The organism is Stenotrophomonas sp. AC248 (assembly GCF_979258185.1).
Window position 1 is genome coordinate 4,417,895 of the sequence record NZ_OZ409840.1, and the last position, 15,872, is coordinate 4,433,766.

Below are 15,872 nucleotides of genomic sequence, written 5' to 3' on the forward strand. Positions count from 1 at the left end.
GGCCGCGTGACATCAGGACGCTATCGGGGGGCGCAGCAGGCTCTCGGGCGGCTGGGTGCGCAACTGCGCGACCCGCCCGGCCGGCACGCTGTGCGCCGGCGCGGCGGGCAGGATCCACGGCAGTGACGCCATCGGCAGCACGCCGCCGTGGCCGTGGCAGTGGCCGCAGTGCACCAGCGCGTGCAGCAGGTCGCCGTCGGCCGGATCGGGTTCGGCATCGCCCGGCAGCGCGGTGTCGGCCGGGGCCGCGGCGCTGTGCAGGCTGATATGGATGTCGGCCAGTGCCGACGCCGTGGCCGTGCCGAACACGCCCAGGCCCACCGCCACCAGCATCAGCAGGCGCAGCAGCAGGGACGGACGGGGGCGGGCGTGGCGGAACATGCCGGCAGGGTAGCGGGCGGCTTGCCCGTTACACAATCGCAGCGCGGCGCGATGGTTCACGTTGACGGGATCGGCCGCGTGACGGCCGATCCCGTAAGGGTCAGCTGGCGGCCTTGCGCTGGGCGATATAGGCCTGGATCTGCTGCTCCAGCACCGGCAGCGGCACCGAGCCCTGCTTGAGCACGGCATCGTGGAAGGACTTCACGTCGAACCGGTCACCCAGCTCCTGCTCGGCCTGCGCGCGCAGGCGCACGATGGCGATCTCGCCCAGCTTGTAGCTCAGCGCCTGGCCCGGCCAGGAGATGTAGCGGTCCACTTCGGTGGTCACTTCATGCTCGCTCAGCGCGGTGTGGTCGCGGAGGTAGGCGATGGCCTGCTCGCGGGTCCAGCCCTTGTGGTGCACGCCGGTGTCGATCACCAGGCGCGCGGCGCGCCACATTTCGTAGGTCAGGCGGCCGAAGTCCTCGTAGGGGGTCTCGTAGATACCCATTTCTACGCCGAGCTTTTCGCAGTACAGGCCCCAGCCTTCGCCATAGGCGGAGATGTAGGCGTTGCGGCGGAACTCGGGCTGCTCGCCCTGCTCGGCCGCCAGTGCGCCCTGCAGCGCATGGCCGGGGTCGGATTCGTGCAGGGTCAGGGCCGGCAGGTTGTACAGCGGGCGGGCCGGCAGGTTGTAGGTGTTGAGCCAGTAGGTGCCCATGCCGCCGCGACCGGCGGTCCAGAACGGGGCGATGTCCGGCGGCACCGGCACGATGGTGAAGCGTGCGCGCGGCAGGGTCATGTACTTGCCGATCACCCCGTCCACGCGCTTGGAGATCCACGCGGCGCGGTGCAGCAGTTCGTCGGGGGTCTTGGCGTAGAACTGCGGATCGGTACGCAGGAAGGTCAGGAACTGCGCGAAGCTGCCCTTGAATTCCACCTGCTTGATGATGCCGTTCATTTCCGTCTGGATGCGCGCCACTTCCTTCAGGCCGATCTCGTGGATCTGCTGCGGGGTGAGGTCCAGCGTGGTGTATTCGTGGATCTGCTGCTTGTAGTACGCCTTGCCGTCGGGCATCGCTTCGGCGGCCAGGGTGGTGCGCGCCTGCGGCACGTACTCGCTGACGAAGAAGGTACGCAGCTTGGCGAACGCCGGCACCACGCTGCCACCGATGGCCTGCCGCGCCTGTTCCTGCAGCTGCGCCTGCTCGGCCGCGGGGATGCTGGCGGGCAGCTTCTTGAAGGGCGCGTACAGCGGCGAGGCGGTCGGGTCCTTCAGTTCGGACACGGTGGCGATGGACACTTCGCGCCCGTCCAGCACCGCGCGCGGCACGCTGAAGCCACGCTTGAGCCCGGCCCGCATGTTGTCGGTCTGCTGGTCGAAGTAGCGCGGCACGTCGTTGAGGCGGGCGATGTAGTTGCGGTAGTCCTTGGCGGTCTTCATCTCGCGGCGCGCCATGAAGGACAGGTTGGACCAGAACGAGGAGTCGGCGTTGAACGGCATTTCATAGCCGCGCAGGCGCACCTCGGCGGCCAGGTTGAAGACCTGGTCGCGGTAGATGGCGAAGTTGATCTGGTTGTCGGCCGAGAGCGCCTTCGGGTCGATCCTGCCGAGCTTGGCCAGCACCTCGTCCCAGACCTTCAGCCGGGCCTGCTGGGCCGCCGCGCCCACATCGGGCATGCGGGTGGCGTTGGCCGGGCCGTCGCCGTCTTCGCTGGCTTCACCACCGCCGTCCTGGCGCCACTTCCATTCGGTTTCGTAAATGCTGCGGAACTGCGCATCGGCGGGGCTTTCCGCCGCCAGGCTGGCCGGTGCGGCCGCCGGTGCAGCGGGCGGGGCGGCCAGAACGGCGCCGGCAGGAAGGGCCAGGGCGAGCAGCAGCGCGGTGACGAGGGGCGATTTCACGATCAGCGGTTCCCGGTGGACGGCAAACCCCGATCATGGCACCCACCGAAGGCCCCGCGCATGGATCAAAGGTCCTGCCCGCTTCGCGGGGCAGGACCGGGGACGCGCGGTCGGCATCTACCGGGAATCGCGGATCCGGACGGACCGGTAGCCACCGACCGTTGGTCGGTGGGCCCATCCTCAATGCGGCGCCTTGTCCCGCTTCCACCCACGGTGGGCGATATCCAGCTTCAGGCTGTACAGCGCGGTGAACGCCGGGAACAGGTTCTGCAGTACGCCCACCGAGTCCTGCTTGGCCGAAAACAGGAAGTAGCTCAGCGTCATCAGGCTGCCCACCACGCTCATGTACCAGAACAGCCGCGGGATCACCGGCTTGCCGGCGCGCCGGGAGGCCACGAACTGGACCAGCCAGCGGCCGCCGAACATCAGCGCGCCGGTGTAGCCGATCAGCTTCCAGCCGGTCACGTGCAGGCCGGTCCAGTACAGCCAGGTCAACGGTTGGTCGAGCCAGTGCAGCTCCATCAGCGTTCTTCCACGGCGGTGCGCTTGCTGCGCGTGATCAGCCAGGCCACCCCACGCAGGTCGCGGATGCCGACCAGCGCGCGGCCCAGGTTGGTGTACTTGGACACCCCGGCGGTGCGGTGACGGTGGTTGACCGGCACGCTGAGGGTTTTCCAGCCGGCGCGCTGCATCAGCGCCGGCAGATAACGATGCATATGGTCGAAGTACGGCAGGTCCAGGAACGCCTCGCGCTCGAACAGCTTGATGCCGCAGCCGGTGTCGGGGGTGTCATCGCGCAGCATGCGCGCGCGGATGGCATTGGCCCACTTGCTGGCCCAGCGCTTGCTGCCCGAATCCTGGCGGTGCACCCGCCAGCCGGCGAACAGCTTCACCTGCGGCGCAGCCGCGGCACGCGCGGCGAGCAGCTTGGGAATATCGGCCGGGTCGTTCTGACCATCGCCGTCCAGCGTGGCGATCCAGGGCGCGCGCGCCTGCTTGACGCCGGTGCGCACCGCCGTGCTCTGCCCGCTCTGGTTGACATGGTGCAGCACCCGCAGCTCGGGGTGGACGGCCTTGAGCCCCTGCAGCACCGCCAGGGTGTCATCGCGCGAATGGTCGTCGACGTAGACGATCTCGAACACCACCTGCCCACGCAGCGCGGCGGTGATCTCCTCGATCAGGGGGGTCACGTTGTCGCGTTCATTGAAGACGGGAACAACAACCGACAGCTGGGGTTGGCTCATGGTCGGGCTCTGCGGAGGGCCAGGATCGAAAACGAGCGCGCATTTTCCGCACCCGAGGTTATCCGAAGATGAATCCGCAGATGTGTGTCAGGCGTGATTACCGAAATAATCGCGGCACCAGGCCACCACCGGGGGCAGGCCCTGCTCGATCGGCGTGGCCGGTTCATAGCCGAATGCGTCACGGGCGCGCGTGGTATCGGCCATGGTGCGCACCATGTCGCCGGGTTGCATCGGCTTGTACACCTTGTGCGCCGGGCGTCCGGCCGCCGCTTCGATGACCCCGATGAAGTGCTCGAGTTCGATCGGCGTGTGGTTGCCCAGGTTGAAGACACGGTGCGGGACATCCTCGCTGGACGGATGCGCCAGCGCGCCGAGGATACCGGCCACGATGTCGGAAACATGTGTGAAATCGCGCTGCATTTTTCCGTCGTTGAACACGTCGATCGGGCGCCCGGCCAGCACCGCGCGCGAGAACAGCAGCGGTGCCATGTCCGGCCGGCCCCAGGGGCCGTACACGGTAAAGAAGCGCAGGCCGGTGGCGCGCAGGCTGTACAGCTGCGCGTAGGTGTAGGCCATCAGCTCGTTGGCGGCCTTGGTGGCCGCGTACAGCGAGCGCGGCTTGTCGATGCGCTGGTCTTCGGAGAACGGCGGGGTGGCCGAATCGCCGTACACCGAACTGCTGGACGCATACACCAGGTGCGCCACGCCACGGTGGCGGCACAGCTCGAGCATGTTGACGAAGCCGACCAGGTTGCTGTCCACGTAGGCGTGCGGGTTCTCGATCGAATAACGCACGCCCGCCTGCGCGGCCAGGTGGATCACTCGGGTCGGGGCGACCTCGTCGAACAGCGCGGCCAGGCCGTCGCGGTCGGTCAGGTCGAGCACGCGGATATCGGCGTCCGGGCACAGTGCGGCCACGCGGTCGCGCTTGATCTGCGGATCGTAGTAGTCGTTGTAGTTGTCCAGCCCGACCACCGTTTCACCGGCATCGAGCAGCGCGCGGACCGTGTTGGCCCCAATGAAGCCGGCAGCGCCGGTGACGAGGATGGTCATCGCAGTAGTCCTGGAAATACGGGGAACAGCATAGCGGTGCGGTATGTCACTCAGAACAGGCCGAAGCGTTTCCTGGCGACGTTGACCCGGCCCGGCTCGATGATGTCGCTGACGCCCTTGGCATCGAAACGGTCGAGCAGCGCGTCACTGCCCTTCTTCAGCTTCAGCGCCATTTCTTCCGGGTACAGCGGCACCAGGGACATGAACACGATGGTCTTTTCATCGTCGACCACCAGCTGGCCAAAGTCTTCCGGGGCATTGACCGGGGGCAGCACGATCACGCCGTCGAAGCCGACGCCCGGCGCATAGGGCGTGGGCGGATCGAAGTTGGGAATGGTGTGGCCGAAGCCCAGCCAGGTGTCGAACTTGTGCGGCAGCCGCGCCATCATCTTGAGCAGGCGGATCGGCCAGTAGTGGCGCTCGTCCTCAAGGTCGGCCTGCTGCAGCGGCCAGTCGGCCGGCAGGGTCACCATCAGCTCCATGTACCGCGGCGCGTCGACGTCGTCGGACAGGGTCATCGGCAGGTCACTCATGCCCGAGGTGACCAGCCGCAGATGCGGGAACGCCTCGGTGGCCGGCACCACGTGCACGTCGATGTGCACCGCGTCGGACACGATCTCGTGGAACACGCTCGAGACCGGGCCGAGGTGCCGTTCGATATGCGCGCCGATCTGCTCGATGCACGCCTCACCGGCCGCCGGCGCGAAGTCGCGGGGCCGGGTGTGGGTCAACATCGGACTGCTGCCCGGGCTGACATCGTCGTAGGTGTCGCTCATCCATCTCTCCTTGTGGGCCGCCACCGGCTGCCCGGACTGCGTCACCACAACGTGAGCGGCGCATCCTTGGCCAGCGTGGCCTTGCGTTCCTTGCTGAAATTCCACCACGGGCGCGGTGCCTCGCCCTGCATGAAGCGCACGATCGACAGGAACACGTCGATCACGCACGGGTCATGCATCACCCCGGTGCGCATGCAGAGCTGCGCATACATGTCGTAGGCATCGCGGCCGCGCAGGTGCGCAGGGACACGGATACCGATCAGACGCAGATCTTTCTCACAGGCCGGCCCGACATTCGGCAGGTCGGTCAGACGCAACAGATGGTTGCGGTCGACCTTGGCAGGGTTCATTGCGGGGGGATGATCCTCTTGCGCCGGCGGGGGACTCAGCCCTTCTGTGCGCGCAGTCGTTCGAGCACGCCATCCAGCGTGTCCAGGTCGGTGTAATGGATGATCAGCTTGCCCTTGCCGCCACGCCCGTGGTTGATCGCCACGCGGGCGCCCAGCGATTCGGACAGTTCGGTTTCCAGCGAGGCGATGTCGGCCTGCGGCGCGCTGGCCGCCGGCTTCTTGCGCAGCGAACCGGGCACCTTGCCGGCCGCGAACTGCTGCGCACGGTGTTCCACTTCGCGCACCGACCAGCCCTGGTCGGCCGCTTCCTGGGCCAGCTTGCTGGCCAGTTCCGGGGCGAGGGTGAGCAGCGCACGCGCATGGCCCATTTCCAGCCGGCGGGTTTCCAGCAGCAGGCGGATCGCGATCGGCAGCTCAAGCAGGCGCAGCAGGTTGGACACCGCCGCGCGCGAACGGCCTACGGCCTGGGCCGCCTCGGCGTGGGTGAGCGCGAACTCGCTGATCAGGCGCTGCAGCGCTTCGGCTTCTTCCAGCGGGTTGAGGTCTTCGCGCTGGATGTTCTCGATCAGCGCCATCGCGATGACGGTGCGGTCTTCCAGCTCGCGCACCACCACCGGCACTTCGTCCAGGCCGGCCAGCTGCGAGGCGCGCCAGCGACGTTCGCCGGCGACGATTTCGAAACTGTCCGGGCCGAGCTGGCGGACCAGGATCGGCTGGATCACGCCCTGCGCCTTGATGGATTCGGCCAGCTCGGCGAGCTTGGTTTCGTCCATGTCGCGGCGCGGCTGGTACTTGCCCGGCTGCAGCTGGCCTACCGGCAGCTTGCGCAGCACTTCACCCGGCATGGGCTCGATCACCGCGGCCGCCTGTACCTGGTTCACCGCACCCTTGGGCCCCAGCAGCGCATCGAGGCCGCGGCCGAGGCCGCGTTTCTTGCCGAGGGCGGGCTTGGTGCTCATCAGGCGGTCTCCAGGGCTTTATCGGCCGTGTTGCGTTGTTGGTGGCGGCGGATGATCTCGCCGGCCAGGCCGAGGTAGGCAACGCCGCCCCGCGAGGCGCGGTCGTAACCGACGATGCTCTGCCCGTGGCTGGGTGCTTCGGCCAGGCGCACGTTGCGCGGCACGATGGTGCGGAACACGCGGTCGCCGAAGTGTTCGGTGAGCTCGGCCGACACCGCGTTGGCCAGGTTGTTGCGCACGTCGAACATGGTGCGCAGCACGCCCTCGATCTCCAGGCTGGGATTGAGGTTGGCGCGCAGCGCTTCGATGGTTTCCACCAGCGCGCTCAGCCCTTCCAGCGCGTAGTACTCGCACTGCATCGGCACGATCACCGAATCGGCGGCGGCCAGGGCGTTCAGGGTCAGCAGCGACAGCGCCGGCGGGCAGTCGATCAGGATGAAGTCGTACTCGTCACGGACCGGGGCCAGGGCGCGCTTGAGGCGCTGCTCGCGCTCGCCCTGGTCCATCAGCTGGATCTCGGCGGCGGTCAGGTCGATGTTGCCCGGGAGCAGGTCGAATCCTTCCGGGGTGGTGACCCGGACTTCGGCAGCGGTGGCTTCGCCCAGCAGCAGGTCGCAGGTGGACGCGGCGACTTCACGCTTGTCCACGCCGCTGCCCATGGTCGCATTGCCTTGGGAATCCAGGTCGACCAGGAGCACGCGCTTGGGTGCAGCAGCCAGGGAGGCGGCCAGATTGACGGCGGTCGTGGTCTTGCCGACGCCACCTTTCTGGTTGGCGATGGCGATGATGCGGGCCATGCGTGTGAGCCTCATCGGCAGGGAGTGGGACTGGTCATTATGCGTATATGGGGCGTGTCATGCACTGTGAGATGCGCGCCGACAGGCGCCCGCGACCTCGATGGGGCGCCTGGCATGCGCCCGGTGGACAGCGCAGCGGCAGCTGTGGCGGGCGTTGCCGCCGATATGAGGGCGCGCGCGCAGCCGCAGGCCGGCGCGCGCCGGAGACCGGTCAGGGACCGGCCACCACCACCAGATGGCGCTCACCGGTCAGGCCGGGCACGTGCAGCGGCAGCACCTGTTCGACCGTCCAGCCGGCCGGCAGCTGGGCAATTTCGTCATGCGGGTGCACGCCTTTCATGGCCAGCAGGCGGCCGCCCGGGCGCAGCAGATGACCGCCGACGGCGATGATGCCGGCCAGGGTATCCATGGCGCGGGCGGTCAGGTGGTCGTAGGCGCCCGGTTCGGCAAGCGCTTCGGCCCGCGATTCGGCCACGCGGGCATTGGTCAGGCCGAGCTGGCGCACGGCTTCGCGCATGAAGCGCGCCTTCTTGCCGTTGCTTTCGACCAGGGTCACCTGCAGCTGCGGGCGGGCGATGGCCAGCGGGATGCCGGGCAGGCCGGGGCCGGTGCCCAGGTCGGCCAAGGTGCCGGCCTCCAGGTAGGGCTGCATGGCCAGCGAGTCGAGCAGGTGGCGGGTGACCATCTCCAGCGGGTCGCGGATGGCGGTGAGGTTGTAGGTGCGGTTCCAGCGGTCGAGCAGGGTCAGGTAGGTCAGCAGCGGCGGCGCCAGCGCGGCGTCCAGCTGCATGGCGGCCAGGCCGCGCTCAAGCGCATCGGCCACGCCAGCGGGGAGAGTGTGTTCTTTCATGCCGCCATTATCGCACCCCGGTAGAGCCGACCGTTGGTCGGCTGCGCATCACCCGTAACCCGGATCGACAGCCGGCTGGCCGACCCCCGGTAGAGCCGACCGTTGGTCGGCTGCTCTGCCCGTAACCCCGACCGTCGGCCGGGCTGCCCCTCTCACATCACATGCCACGCCAGCGCCGCGCGGAAATCCGCCGCCGCCTGCCATTCGTGCAGGTGCCAGCGCGCCGCGTCGCCCAGCTCCGGGTCGCACCAGGCCAGCTGCAGGCGGCCTTCGGCGTCCGGGGCCAGCTGCAGGCGGTGCAGACCAAAGGAAATGCCCTGCCCCTGCGCCTTGAGGATGGCTTCCTTGGCGCACCAGACCCGGAAGAACCACGGATTGCGGGTGGCCTCGTCCAGCCCCAGCAGCCAGGCAACCTCGGCCGGGTGGAAGAAGCGCTCGATGATTTCCACCATGCGCGGGCGTGGGCGCAGCGGCTCCAGGTCCACGCCCAGCCGGACGCGTTCGGCCATCGCCACCAGCAGCAGGCCATGGCTGTGGCTCCAGCCGGTGCCGATGTGCGCCAGCGGGCCGTGCAGTTCGGGGCGGCCGCGGGCGTCGCGCTGCAGCGGCAGGGTGTCCGGCGTGCCGCCCAGCTGGTCGGCCAGCAGCACCCGCGCCTGCGGCTCGCCCCGGGTGCCGTTGACGTGCGGCAGGCACCAGACCGTGACCGGGCCGAACTGCCACGGACCGCCGGGGGTGGCCGGCAGGGTCATGCCCACACCCGGTGAGGACGGCTGCACGGTGATTTCACGGGGGCTGCCGTCAACTGGCCCGGTCGTTCACGCAAACCGGGAGTCAACGCTATGGGCATCATCATCTGGCTGATCGTCGGCGGCATCGTGGGCTGGCTTGCCAGCATCATCATGAAGCGCGACGCGCAACAAGGCATCATCCTCAACATCGTGGTTGGCATCATCGGCGCCTTGCTGGCCGGTTGGCTGTTCGGCGGTGGCATCAACGAAGCGATCACGATCCGTACGTTCCTGTTCTCGTTGATCGGCGCGGTGATCCTGCTGGCGATCGTGAATCTGTTTACGCGTCGAAGCGTCCGGTAACGCCCGACCGTTGGTCGGTACGCGGCGGCTGGAACGCCGATTGTGCAACAAGGCCCGGCACTGCCGGGCCTTGTTGTATGGGGTGCCTCACCACGTGCCGCAACCTGCAGGCCAGCCGGCGGCCGGCATTACCCCAGGTGCACCCACGCCGGGGCGTGGTCGCTGGGGCGGTCCCAGGTGCGCGGCTCGCGGTCGATGCCCGAGGCGATCGCGCGCGCCTTGAGTGCGTCCGAAACCAGGGTCAGGTCGATGCGCAGGCCCAGATTGCGGCGGAAACCGGCCGCGCGGTAATCCCACCAGCTGAACACGCCTTCTTCCTCGCTGTGCAGGCGGAAGGCATCGTGCAGGCCCAGCTTCAGCAGCTTGTTGAGGGCGCCGCGCTCGGCGGTGGAGGTCAGGATGTGGTTCTCGTTCCAGACCAGCGGGTCGTTCACATCCCGCGCGTCCGGGGCGATGTTGAAATCGCCCATCACCACCAGCTCGGGGTAGCGGGCCAGCTCGGACTCGACCCAGGCGTGCACCGCTTCCAGCCAGCGCAGCTTGTAAGCGTACTTGTCGGTGCCCACGTCCTGGCCGTTGACCACGTACAGGTTGATGATGCGCACGCCATTGACGGTACCGGCGATGGCGCGCTTCTGCTCATCCTCGAACCCGGGAATGCCGATCTGCACGTCCTGCGCCGGTTCGCGCGACAGCAGCGCGACGCCGTTGTAGGTCTTCTGCCCGGCAAACACGCTGCGGTAGCCCAGCCCGGCCAGCACCGCGTCGGGGAACTTGTGGTCCTCCATCTTGGTTTCCTGGATACCGACCACGTCCGGCGCAAACGCCGTGAGCCATTGTTCCAGGTGCGGCAGGCGCACGTTGAGCGAATTGACGTTCCAGGAGGCGATTTTCATGCGCGCCATTCTACCGGGTAGCCACCGGTGGTCGGTGGGCGCGGGCAATGCCGGCCGCTGCTCGGTGGGCGCGGTAGTGCCGGCCGCTGGCCGGCAACCCCGTGCAACCCCGGCATCGCGGACAGCTGCATCGCCGTTGCGCACGCTACGCTGTGGCCCCCCGATCGCACCGAAACCCCCATGGACGCAGACGCCTTCGTAGCCAAGTGGTACGCCGAGAAAGAACAGCTGCTGGCCGCCGCCTGGGCCCCGGGGACGGAATCGGCAGCGCGGATCGCCGCGATGGCGCTGTCACCCGCGCAGGCACAGCAGTTGCGGGACATGCTCGATGTGTTCGCCACCGACGCCATGTACACGCTGCTGCTCGGGCTGGACGGCAGCGCCGCGCTGGGCGGCGACCAGCGTCACTACACCGTGCTGGACGAAGACGGTTCGGTGATCGCCGAAGAAGGCGATCTGGAGGCGGCCGCCTACGCGTGGTTCCACGAAGGCCGCTCCTCGCGTTGACCCCATGCGCTGCGCGGCCGTGCTATCGGCTGCGGGTCAGCGCACCAGCGCCTTGAGCATCCCGGCGATCTTCGAATACGGCGGTTTGAGCAGGTCGCTGGCGGCCCAGCGCGACTGCCACAGGATCGGCAGCTGCTTGCTGAGCCCGTCGAAGCCGGCGCGGCCGTGGTAGGCGCCCATGCCGCTCGGGCCAACGCCGCCAAACGGCAGGTCGTTGATGGCGAAGTGCAGCAGGGTGTCGTTGACGGTGATACCGCCGGCCACCACCTGCCCGAGCACGCGTTCAACCGTGTCACGCTGCTGGCTGAAGACGTACAGCGCCAGCGGCCGGTCGCGGCCCTGCACCTCGGCCAGGGCGGCATCCAGATTGGGATACGCGCAGACCGGCAGGATCGGGCCGAAAATTTCCTCCTGCATCAGGTCCAGGTCGGCGGGCGGGTCGAGCACGATGGTCGGCACGATCAGGCGTTCGCGTGCGGCACGTTCGGGATCCACCGTGGCCAGCTCGATTACCGGCACGCCGCGCGCACGCGCCTGGTCCAGGTAGCCGCGCAGGCGCTGGTACTGGCCCTCGTGGATGATGCGGGTGTAGTCGGTGGCGTCGCTGAAATCACCGTAGCGCGCGCGCACCTGGGTCTGAAGCTGCTGCACCAGTTCGCGCTGGCGGGCGCCATCGATGAGCACGTAGTCCGGGGCGATGCAGGTCTGGCCGGCGTTGAACCACTTGCCGGTGGCCAGGCGCGCGGCCGCCTTGTCCAGCGGGTAGTCGCTGCAGACGATGGCCGGCGATTTGCCGCCCAGTTCCAGGGTCAGCGGGGTGAGGTGTTCGGCGGCGGCGGCCATCACCTTGCGGCCAATGGCGGTGGAGCCGGTGAACACCAGGTGGTCCAGCGGCGAGCCGGCCAGGGCACTGGCCAGCGCACCGTCGCCCTGCACCACCGCCACGCGGTCGGCCGGGAACACCTCGGCCAGCAGTGCCTGCAGGAACGCGCTGGTGCGCGGCGTATGTTCGGAGGGCTTGAGGATGACGTGGTTGCCCGCGGCGATCGCGGTGGCCAGCGGAATCAGGGCCAGGTTGACCGGGTAATTCCACGGCGAGATCACCGCGACCACGCCCAGCGGCACCGCGCGGGTCTGCGCGCGCGCCGGCCAGAACCGCCAGCCCACGCCGACCCGGCGCGGCCGTGCCCAGCGGCGCAGGTGCTTGAGCAGGTGGTCGATTTCGCCGAGCACGGTCATGCCATCGGCGATCATGGATTCGTGGGTGGAGCGGTGGCCGAAGTCGGCCGAGATGGCGTCGGCCATCTGCGGCAGGCGCGCCTTCAACGCCGCGCGCAGGCGCTGCAGGTCGTCGCGGCGCTGGTCCAGCGACGGTCGGTTGGCCTGCCAGGCCATACGCAGGGTGTGCAGGAGTGCCGGTAGCGCGGCGGGATCGGTGTGGGTATCGCTCATGGGCCGACTATAGCGGCACGCTGCGTGAGCGCGTGTCACCGGTAGTGCCGGCCGCTGGCCGGCAACCTCGCACGTATGTCCGAAAGCGCATGGAGAGCCGGCCAGCGGCCGGCAGTACGTCGCCTTCGCAAGGGTGTGCGTGGTTGCCGGCCAGCGGCCGGCACTACCGGAAACGAAAAGGGCCGCGATTCGCATCGCGGCCCCTTGGTCATGCCGTGTGGCGCACCGTTACTTGGTGATGTCCACCCCGCGGGTTTCCTTCAGGAACAGGCCACCGACCACGACCGTCATCAACGCGATGATGATCGGGTACCACAGGCCGTAGTAGAGGTTGCCGGTACCGGCCACCAGCGCGAAGGAAATCGCCGGCAGGAAGCCACCGAACCAGCCGTTGCCGATGTGGTACGGCAGCGACATCGAGGTGTAGCGGATGCGGGTCGGGAACAACTCGACCAGATAGGCGGCGATCGGGCCGTAGACCATGGTCACGTACAGCACCAGCAGCCACAGCATGAAGATCGTGCCGGGAATGTTGACGCGTGCGTTGTCGGCCTTGGCCGGGTAGCCGGCGGTGGTCAGGGCGGTCTTCAGCTCGGCACCGAACGCATCGGCCTTGGCCTTGCCCTCTTCCTTGGTCAGGCCGGCGGCCTCGTAGGAGGTGACGCTTGCACTGCCGACGTTGATGATCGCCAGCGAACCGGCACCGGCCGGCTTCACTTCATACGGCACGCCTGCCTTGGTCAGCGCGGCGGTGGCCACGTCGCAGGAGCTGGTGAACTTGCGCATGCCAACCGGATCGAACTGGAACGAGCAGGTGTTCGGATCGGCCACTACCAGCGCCGGCGAATTGGTGCGGGCTTCTTCGATGGCCGGGTTGGCGAAGTGGGTCAGGCCCTTGAAGATCGGGATGTAGGTGATGGCGGCCAGCAGGCAGCCGGCCAGGATGATCTTCTTGCGGCCGATACGATCGGACAGCCAGCCGAAGAAGATGAAGAACGGCACGCCCAGCGCCAGCGCGGCGGCGATCAGCAGGTAGGAGGTGGTGGCATCGACCTTGAGCATGCTGCTCAGGAAGAACAGCGCGTAGAACTGGCCGCCGTACCACACCACGGCCTGGCCGGCCGCGGCACCCAGCAGCACCAGCAGCATCAGCTTGAGGTTGCCGCCCTTGAGGCTGTCACGGAACGGGGTCTTGGAGCCCTTGCCTTCGGCCTTCATCTGCTGGAACAGCGGCGACTCGCTCAGCTGCAGGCGGATCCACACCGACACGCCCAGCAGCACGATGGACACCAGGAACGGAATGCGCCAGCCCCAGGCTTCAAAGGCTTCGTTGCCCAGGAAGTAGCGGCAGGCCAGGATGATCAGCAGCGACATGAACAGGCCCAGCGTCGCGGTGCACTGGATGAAGCTGGTGTACAGGCCACGCTTGTCAGCCGGTGCATGCTCGGCCACGTAGGTGGCCGCGCCACCGTACTCGCCGCCCATCGCCAGACCCTGGGCCAGGCGCAGGATGATCAGGATCACCGGCGCGGCAAAGCCGATCGACGCATAGTTGGGCAGCACGCCGACCAGGAAGGTCGAGATGCCCATGATCAGGATCGTGACCAGGAAGGTGTACTTGCGGCCGATACGATCGCCCAGGCTGCCGAAGAAGGCCGCGCCGAACGGACGCACGAAGAAGCCGGCGGCGAAGGCCAGCAGGGCGAAGATCATGCCCGTGGTTTCGTTGACGCCACTGAAGAACTGCTTGGCGATGATCGCCGCGAGCGATCCGTATAGGAAGAAGTCGTACCACTCGAAGACCGTCCCCAGGCTGGACGCGAAGATGACCTTCTTGTGTCCCTGGGTAAGCGTGGCAGGTGCGGGTGTTGTTGACATGGGAAGCATCCCCTCGGTAGTGCCGACCGTAGGTCGGCAATCGCAGTGTTGGTCGGGTGGTTTCTAGTTGTGTGGGTGCCGACCGTTGGTCGGCACACATTTTTTAGAAGCTGTACTTCGTGGTGAACTGCAGGCGGTTGATGTCACCCTTGCGCCCGTCCTCGATCTCGCGCACGCCGTACATGTACTCGGCACCGATATCGACCTTGGGCATCGGCGTGTAGAAGATGTTGCCGCGGATGCTCTGCACGCTCTTGGTGACCAGCGGGCCCAGGCTGCCGTCGTTGTCGTAGTCGCTGCGGGCGTAGATCAGGTTGGTGCGCAGCTTCGGGGTGAACGCATGGCGCCAGCCCACGTAGCCGGCCAGCACGCCGGTCGGGTTGAGCTCGTCGCGGGCGATGTCATAGGCGGTATCGGCGGTGACGCCCAGGCCTACGTAACGGGCGATACCTTCGCCGCCACTGACCTGGTAATGCAGCGTGTCGCTGCCGCCCATCACCCATTTGCCGCCCAGGGTCAGGCCGCCGCCGATCTTGTCGGCCTTGGCGCCGGTGGCCTGGTTGTCGATCTGCAGCTGGCGCACCACGCCGCCCACGCCGAAGGTGCCCCAATCGCCCTTCCAGCCGTAACGCAGGGTCAGGTCGGGCAGCGCGCCGCGGTCGGAGTTGCCGGCCACATTCGTCCACGCCCCGGTGATCGGGTTGCGGGTGCCGGTCAGCGTGGTGGTTTCCGGGTTTTCCAGCGCGACGCTGAAGCCGCCCTGGGTGTAGCGGATCTGCGCCTGGCGCACGAACAGCACGCCGTCGGTCGGCCCCACGAAGTCCGCCGCTTCCGGCAGCGAGGCGGCGTCCATGAAGTTGGACCAGGTCTGGCCGGCCAGCCAGTTGTTCCAGTACATGTACGCGTGGCGCAGGGTCACGCCGTAGGTGTTGGTGGCCGTCTGGTTGCCCAGCGAGTTGCCGAAGAAATCCATCTCGAAGAACGCGCCGGCCTTGTTGCCGCCTTCGCTGATGTTGTCGATGCCCAGGTTGAAGCGCGAGAACTTGGCGTGGGCGTTGTAGTCCACGTCCGAGCGCTTGCCGCTGCCGCCGGCACCGGCCACCGGGGTCTGGCCCGGCAGGTACAGCGCGCGGCCGGTGGCGTCGTCGGCCAGCTGGCCATCGCTGGTCTGGGTGGCCAGGAAGTCGGCCTTGATGAAGCCGCCGATCTTGACCGTGGTACCCGGCGCGGCGCCCGGCGTGATGGTGGTGACCTGGATCGGCTGCTTGCCGGCCGGCACCTGCGCAGCCAGCGGCTGCTGGGCCTGCACGGTCTTCACCGCGGTGACGTCGGTCTGGGCCTGGCTGATCTGGCTCTGTTGCTGCTGGCTGGTATTGACCAGCATCTGCACCTGGCGTTCCAGCTCGGCGATACGTGCTTCCAGCGCCTTCTCTTTGGCGGTATCGGCGAATGCGACGCCTGGTGCGATCAATGCAACGAACAGGGCGGCCGCCAACGGCCGGCGTGTCGTCTTCAATAAACGGTGGCTCATGTTGCCCTCTCTCCCGGGTGGCAATGCGAACGCCGCGCTGGGCACGGTCGAGCCGACAGTGGGGCCGCCGCGCCCGCAACGGCTATTGGCCATTAGTCGTACGCGCCCGCCGGGCGAGCACGACCCGGGCGCCAACGGCGGACGGCAGGTGCCGCAGGCACCTGGGCAGGTACCGACCGTTGGTCGGTACGCTCTTCCTCACAGATAGCGCAACGCCCC

General features: G+C 67.8%; 17 protein-coding genes. 2 read left to right on the forward strand and 15 right to left on the reverse strand.

Features of this window, described 5'->3' with window-relative positions; all coding sequences use genetic code 11:
* Nucleotides 1-12 precede the first annotated feature (12 nt).
* From ACZ0AE_RS19790 to ACZ0AE_RS19840, 11 genes are all read right to left on the reverse strand, one after another.
* On the reverse strand, nt 13-381 hold the full coding sequence (locus tag ACZ0AE_RS19790) for a DUF2946 family protein (protein WP_463601971.1): 369 nt from the start codon (nt 379-381) through the stop codon (nt 13-15).
* Between the two features lie 100 nt (nt 382-481).
* On the reverse strand, nt 482-2,266 hold the full coding sequence (locus ACZ0AE_RS19795) for a DUF885 domain-containing protein (RefSeq protein WP_038685477.1): 1,785 nt from the start codon (nt 2,264-2,266) through the stop codon (nt 482-484).
* Nucleotides 2,267-2,446: 180 nt separating this feature from the next.
* On the reverse strand, nt 2,447-2,788 hold the full coding sequence (locus ACZ0AE_RS19800; protein ID WP_038685475.1) for a lipid-A-disaccharide synthase N-terminal domain-containing protein: 342 nt from the start codon (nt 2,786-2,788) through the stop codon (nt 2,447-2,449).
* On the reverse strand, nt 2,788-3,510 hold the full coding sequence (locus ACZ0AE_RS19805; protein WP_463601972.1) for a glycosyltransferase family 2 protein: 723 nt from the start codon (nt 3,508-3,510) through the stop codon (nt 2,788-2,790). Before ACZ0AE_RS19805 ends, ACZ0AE_RS19800 begins: the two co-directional genes overlap by 1 nt.
* An 87-nt stretch (nt 3,511-3,597) precedes the next feature.
* Nucleotides 3,598-4,563 carry an NAD-dependent epimerase/dehydratase family protein gene (locus ACZ0AE_RS19810; RefSeq protein ID WP_448134752.1) on the reverse strand — a complete coding sequence of 322 codons (966 nt, stop codon included), beginning with the start codon at nt 4,561-4,563 and terminating at the stop codon, nt 3,598-3,600.
* Nucleotides 4,564-4,613: 50 nt separating this feature from the next.
* A complete protein-coding gene (locus tag ACZ0AE_RS19815; protein WP_463601973.1) occupies nt 4,614-5,339 on the reverse strand; it encodes a suppressor of fused domain protein in 726 nt (241 codons plus the stop codon).
* 41 nt (nt 5,340-5,380) lie between these two features.
* On the reverse strand, nt 5,381-5,689 hold the full coding sequence (locus ACZ0AE_RS19820; RefSeq protein WP_447596101.1) for a helix-hairpin-helix domain-containing protein: 309 nt from the start codon (nt 5,687-5,689) through the stop codon (nt 5,381-5,383).
* 35 nt (nt 5,690-5,724) lie between these two features.
* Nucleotides 5,725-6,648, reverse strand: a complete 924-nt coding sequence (locus ACZ0AE_RS19825; RefSeq protein WP_463601974.1) for a ParB/RepB/Spo0J family partition protein — start codon at nt 6,646-6,648, stop codon at nt 5,725-5,727.
* Entirely contained in the window at nt 6,648-7,445 is a 798-nt protein-coding gene (locus tag ACZ0AE_RS19830) for a ParA family protein (protein ID WP_038685462.1), read from the reverse strand. The genes ACZ0AE_RS19825 and ACZ0AE_RS19830 overlap by 1 nt, the downstream gene beginning before the upstream one ends.
* Before the next feature lie 211 nt (nt 7,446-7,656).
* Nucleotides 7,657-8,295 (reverse strand): 16S rRNA (guanine(527)-N(7))-methyltransferase RsmG, encoded by a 639-nt coding sequence (gene rsmG, locus ACZ0AE_RS19835; protein WP_038685460.1) that lies wholly within the window; start codon nt 8,293-8,295, stop codon nt 7,657-7,659.
* Nucleotides 8,296-8,447: 152 nt separating this feature from the next.
* Complete coding sequence (locus ACZ0AE_RS19840; RefSeq protein ID WP_463601975.1) at nt 8,448-9,047, reverse strand: 4'-phosphopantetheinyl transferase family protein; 600 nt, start codon at nt 9,045-9,047, stop codon at nt 8,448-8,450.
* Nucleotides 9,048-9,137: 90 nt separating this feature from the next.
* Here ACZ0AE_RS19840 and ACZ0AE_RS19845 point away from each other — a divergent pair, with 90 nt between their 5' ends.
* Nucleotides 9,138-9,389, forward strand: coding sequence for a GlsB/YeaQ/YmgE family stress response membrane protein (locus ACZ0AE_RS19845; RefSeq protein WP_038685456.1), 252 nt, complete (start codon nt 9,138-9,140; stop codon nt 9,387-9,389).
* A 128-nt stretch (nt 9,390-9,517) separates the two neighbouring features.
* On the opposite strand, the gene xth is transcribed toward ACZ0AE_RS19845, so the two are convergent.
* A complete protein-coding gene (gene xth / locus ACZ0AE_RS19850) occupies nt 9,518-10,285 on the reverse strand; it encodes an exodeoxyribonuclease III (protein ID WP_448134756.1) in 768 nt (255 codons plus the stop codon).
* Between the two features lie 180 nt (nt 10,286-10,465).
* Between xth and ACZ0AE_RS19855 the strand changes: the two genes are divergently transcribed.
* Nucleotides 10,466-10,792, forward strand: a complete 327-nt coding sequence (locus ACZ0AE_RS19855) for a hypothetical protein (RefSeq protein WP_314404229.1) — start codon at nt 10,466-10,468, stop codon at nt 10,790-10,792.
* 36 nt (nt 10,793-10,828) lie between these two features.
* Here the strand turns inward: ACZ0AE_RS19855 and ACZ0AE_RS19860 are convergent, their stop codons facing one another.
* The 3 genes from ACZ0AE_RS19860 to ACZ0AE_RS19870 all read right to left on the reverse strand — a co-directional run bounded on the left by ACZ0AE_RS19860 (nt 10,829) and on the right by ACZ0AE_RS19870 (nt 15,653).
* The gene (locus tag ACZ0AE_RS19860) at nt 10,829-12,244 is read right to left on the reverse strand and encodes a coniferyl aldehyde dehydrogenase (protein WP_463601976.1); all 1,416 of its coding nucleotides are present in this window, start codon (nt 12,242-12,244) and stop codon (nt 10,829-10,831) included.
* 228 nt (nt 12,245-12,472) lie between these two features.
* A complete protein-coding gene (locus ACZ0AE_RS19865; protein WP_038685446.1) occupies nt 12,473-14,122 on the reverse strand; it encodes an MFS transporter in 1,650 nt (549 codons plus the stop codon).
* Between the two features lie 103 nt (nt 14,123-14,225).
* On the reverse strand, nt 14,226-15,653 hold the full coding sequence (locus ACZ0AE_RS19870) for a DcaP family trimeric outer membrane transporter (protein ID WP_463601977.1): 1,428 nt from the start codon (nt 15,651-15,653) through the stop codon (nt 14,226-14,228).
* Nucleotides 15,654-15,872: the final 219 nt, after the last annotated feature.

Coding starts and splice junctions, on each gene's coding strand:
- ACZ0AE_RS19790 (WP_463601971.1), bottom strand. CDS start 381: ATGTTCCGCCACGCCCGCCCCCGTCCGTCCCTGCTGCTGCGCCTGCTG.
- ACZ0AE_RS19800 (WP_038685475.1), bottom strand. CDS start 2,788: ATGGAGCTGCACTGGCTCGACCAACCGTTGACCTGGCTGTACTGGACC.
- ACZ0AE_RS19805 (WP_463601972.1), bottom strand. CDS start 3,510: ATGAGCCAACCCCAGCTGTCGGTTGTTGTTCCCGTCTTCAATGAACGC.
- ACZ0AE_RS19810 (WP_448134752.1), bottom strand. CDS start 4,563: ATGACCATCCTCGTCACCGGCGCTGCCGGCTTCATTGGGGCCAACACG.
- ACZ0AE_RS19815 (WP_463601973.1), bottom strand. CDS start 5,339: ATGAGCGACACCTACGACGATGTCAGCCCGGGCAGCAGTCCGATGTTG.
- ACZ0AE_RS19820 (WP_447596101.1), bottom strand. CDS start 5,689: ATGAACCCTGCCAAGGTCGACCGCAACCATCTGTTGCGTCTGACCGAC.
- ACZ0AE_RS19825 (WP_463601974.1), bottom strand. CDS start 6,648: ATGAGCACCAAGCCCGCCCTCGGCAAGAAACGCGGCCTCGGCCGCGGC.
- ACZ0AE_RS19830 (WP_038685462.1), bottom strand. CDS start 7,445: ATGGCCCGCATCATCGCCATCGCCAACCAGAAAGGTGGCGTCGGCAAG.
- rsmG (WP_038685460.1), bottom strand. CDS start 8,295: ATGAAAGAACACACTCTCCCCGCTGGCGTGGCCGATGCGCTTGAGCGC.
- ACZ0AE_RS19840 (WP_463601975.1), bottom strand. CDS start 9,047: ATGACCCTGCCGGCCACCCCCGGCGGTCCGTGGCAGTTCGGCCCGGTC.
- ACZ0AE_RS19845 (WP_038685456.1), top strand. CDS start 9,138: ATGGGCATCATCATCTGGCTGATCGTCGGCGGCATCGTGGGCTGGCTT.
- xth (WP_448134756.1), bottom strand. CDS start 10,285: ATGAAAATCGCCTCCTGGAACGTCAATTCGCTCAACGTGCGCCTGCCG.
- ACZ0AE_RS19855 (WP_314404229.1), top strand. CDS start 10,466: ATGGACGCAGACGCCTTCGTAGCCAAGTGGTACGCCGAGAAAGAACAG.
- ACZ0AE_RS19860 (WP_463601976.1), bottom strand. CDS start 12,244: ATGAGCGATACCCACACCGATCCCGCCGCGCTACCGGCACTCCTGCAC.
- ACZ0AE_RS19865 (WP_038685446.1), bottom strand. CDS start 14,122: ATGTCAACAACACCCGCACCTGCCACGCTTACCCAGGGACACAAGAAG.
- ACZ0AE_RS19870 (WP_463601977.1), bottom strand. CDS start 15,653: ATGAGCCACCGTTTATTGAAGACGACACGCCGGCCGTTGGCGGCCGCC.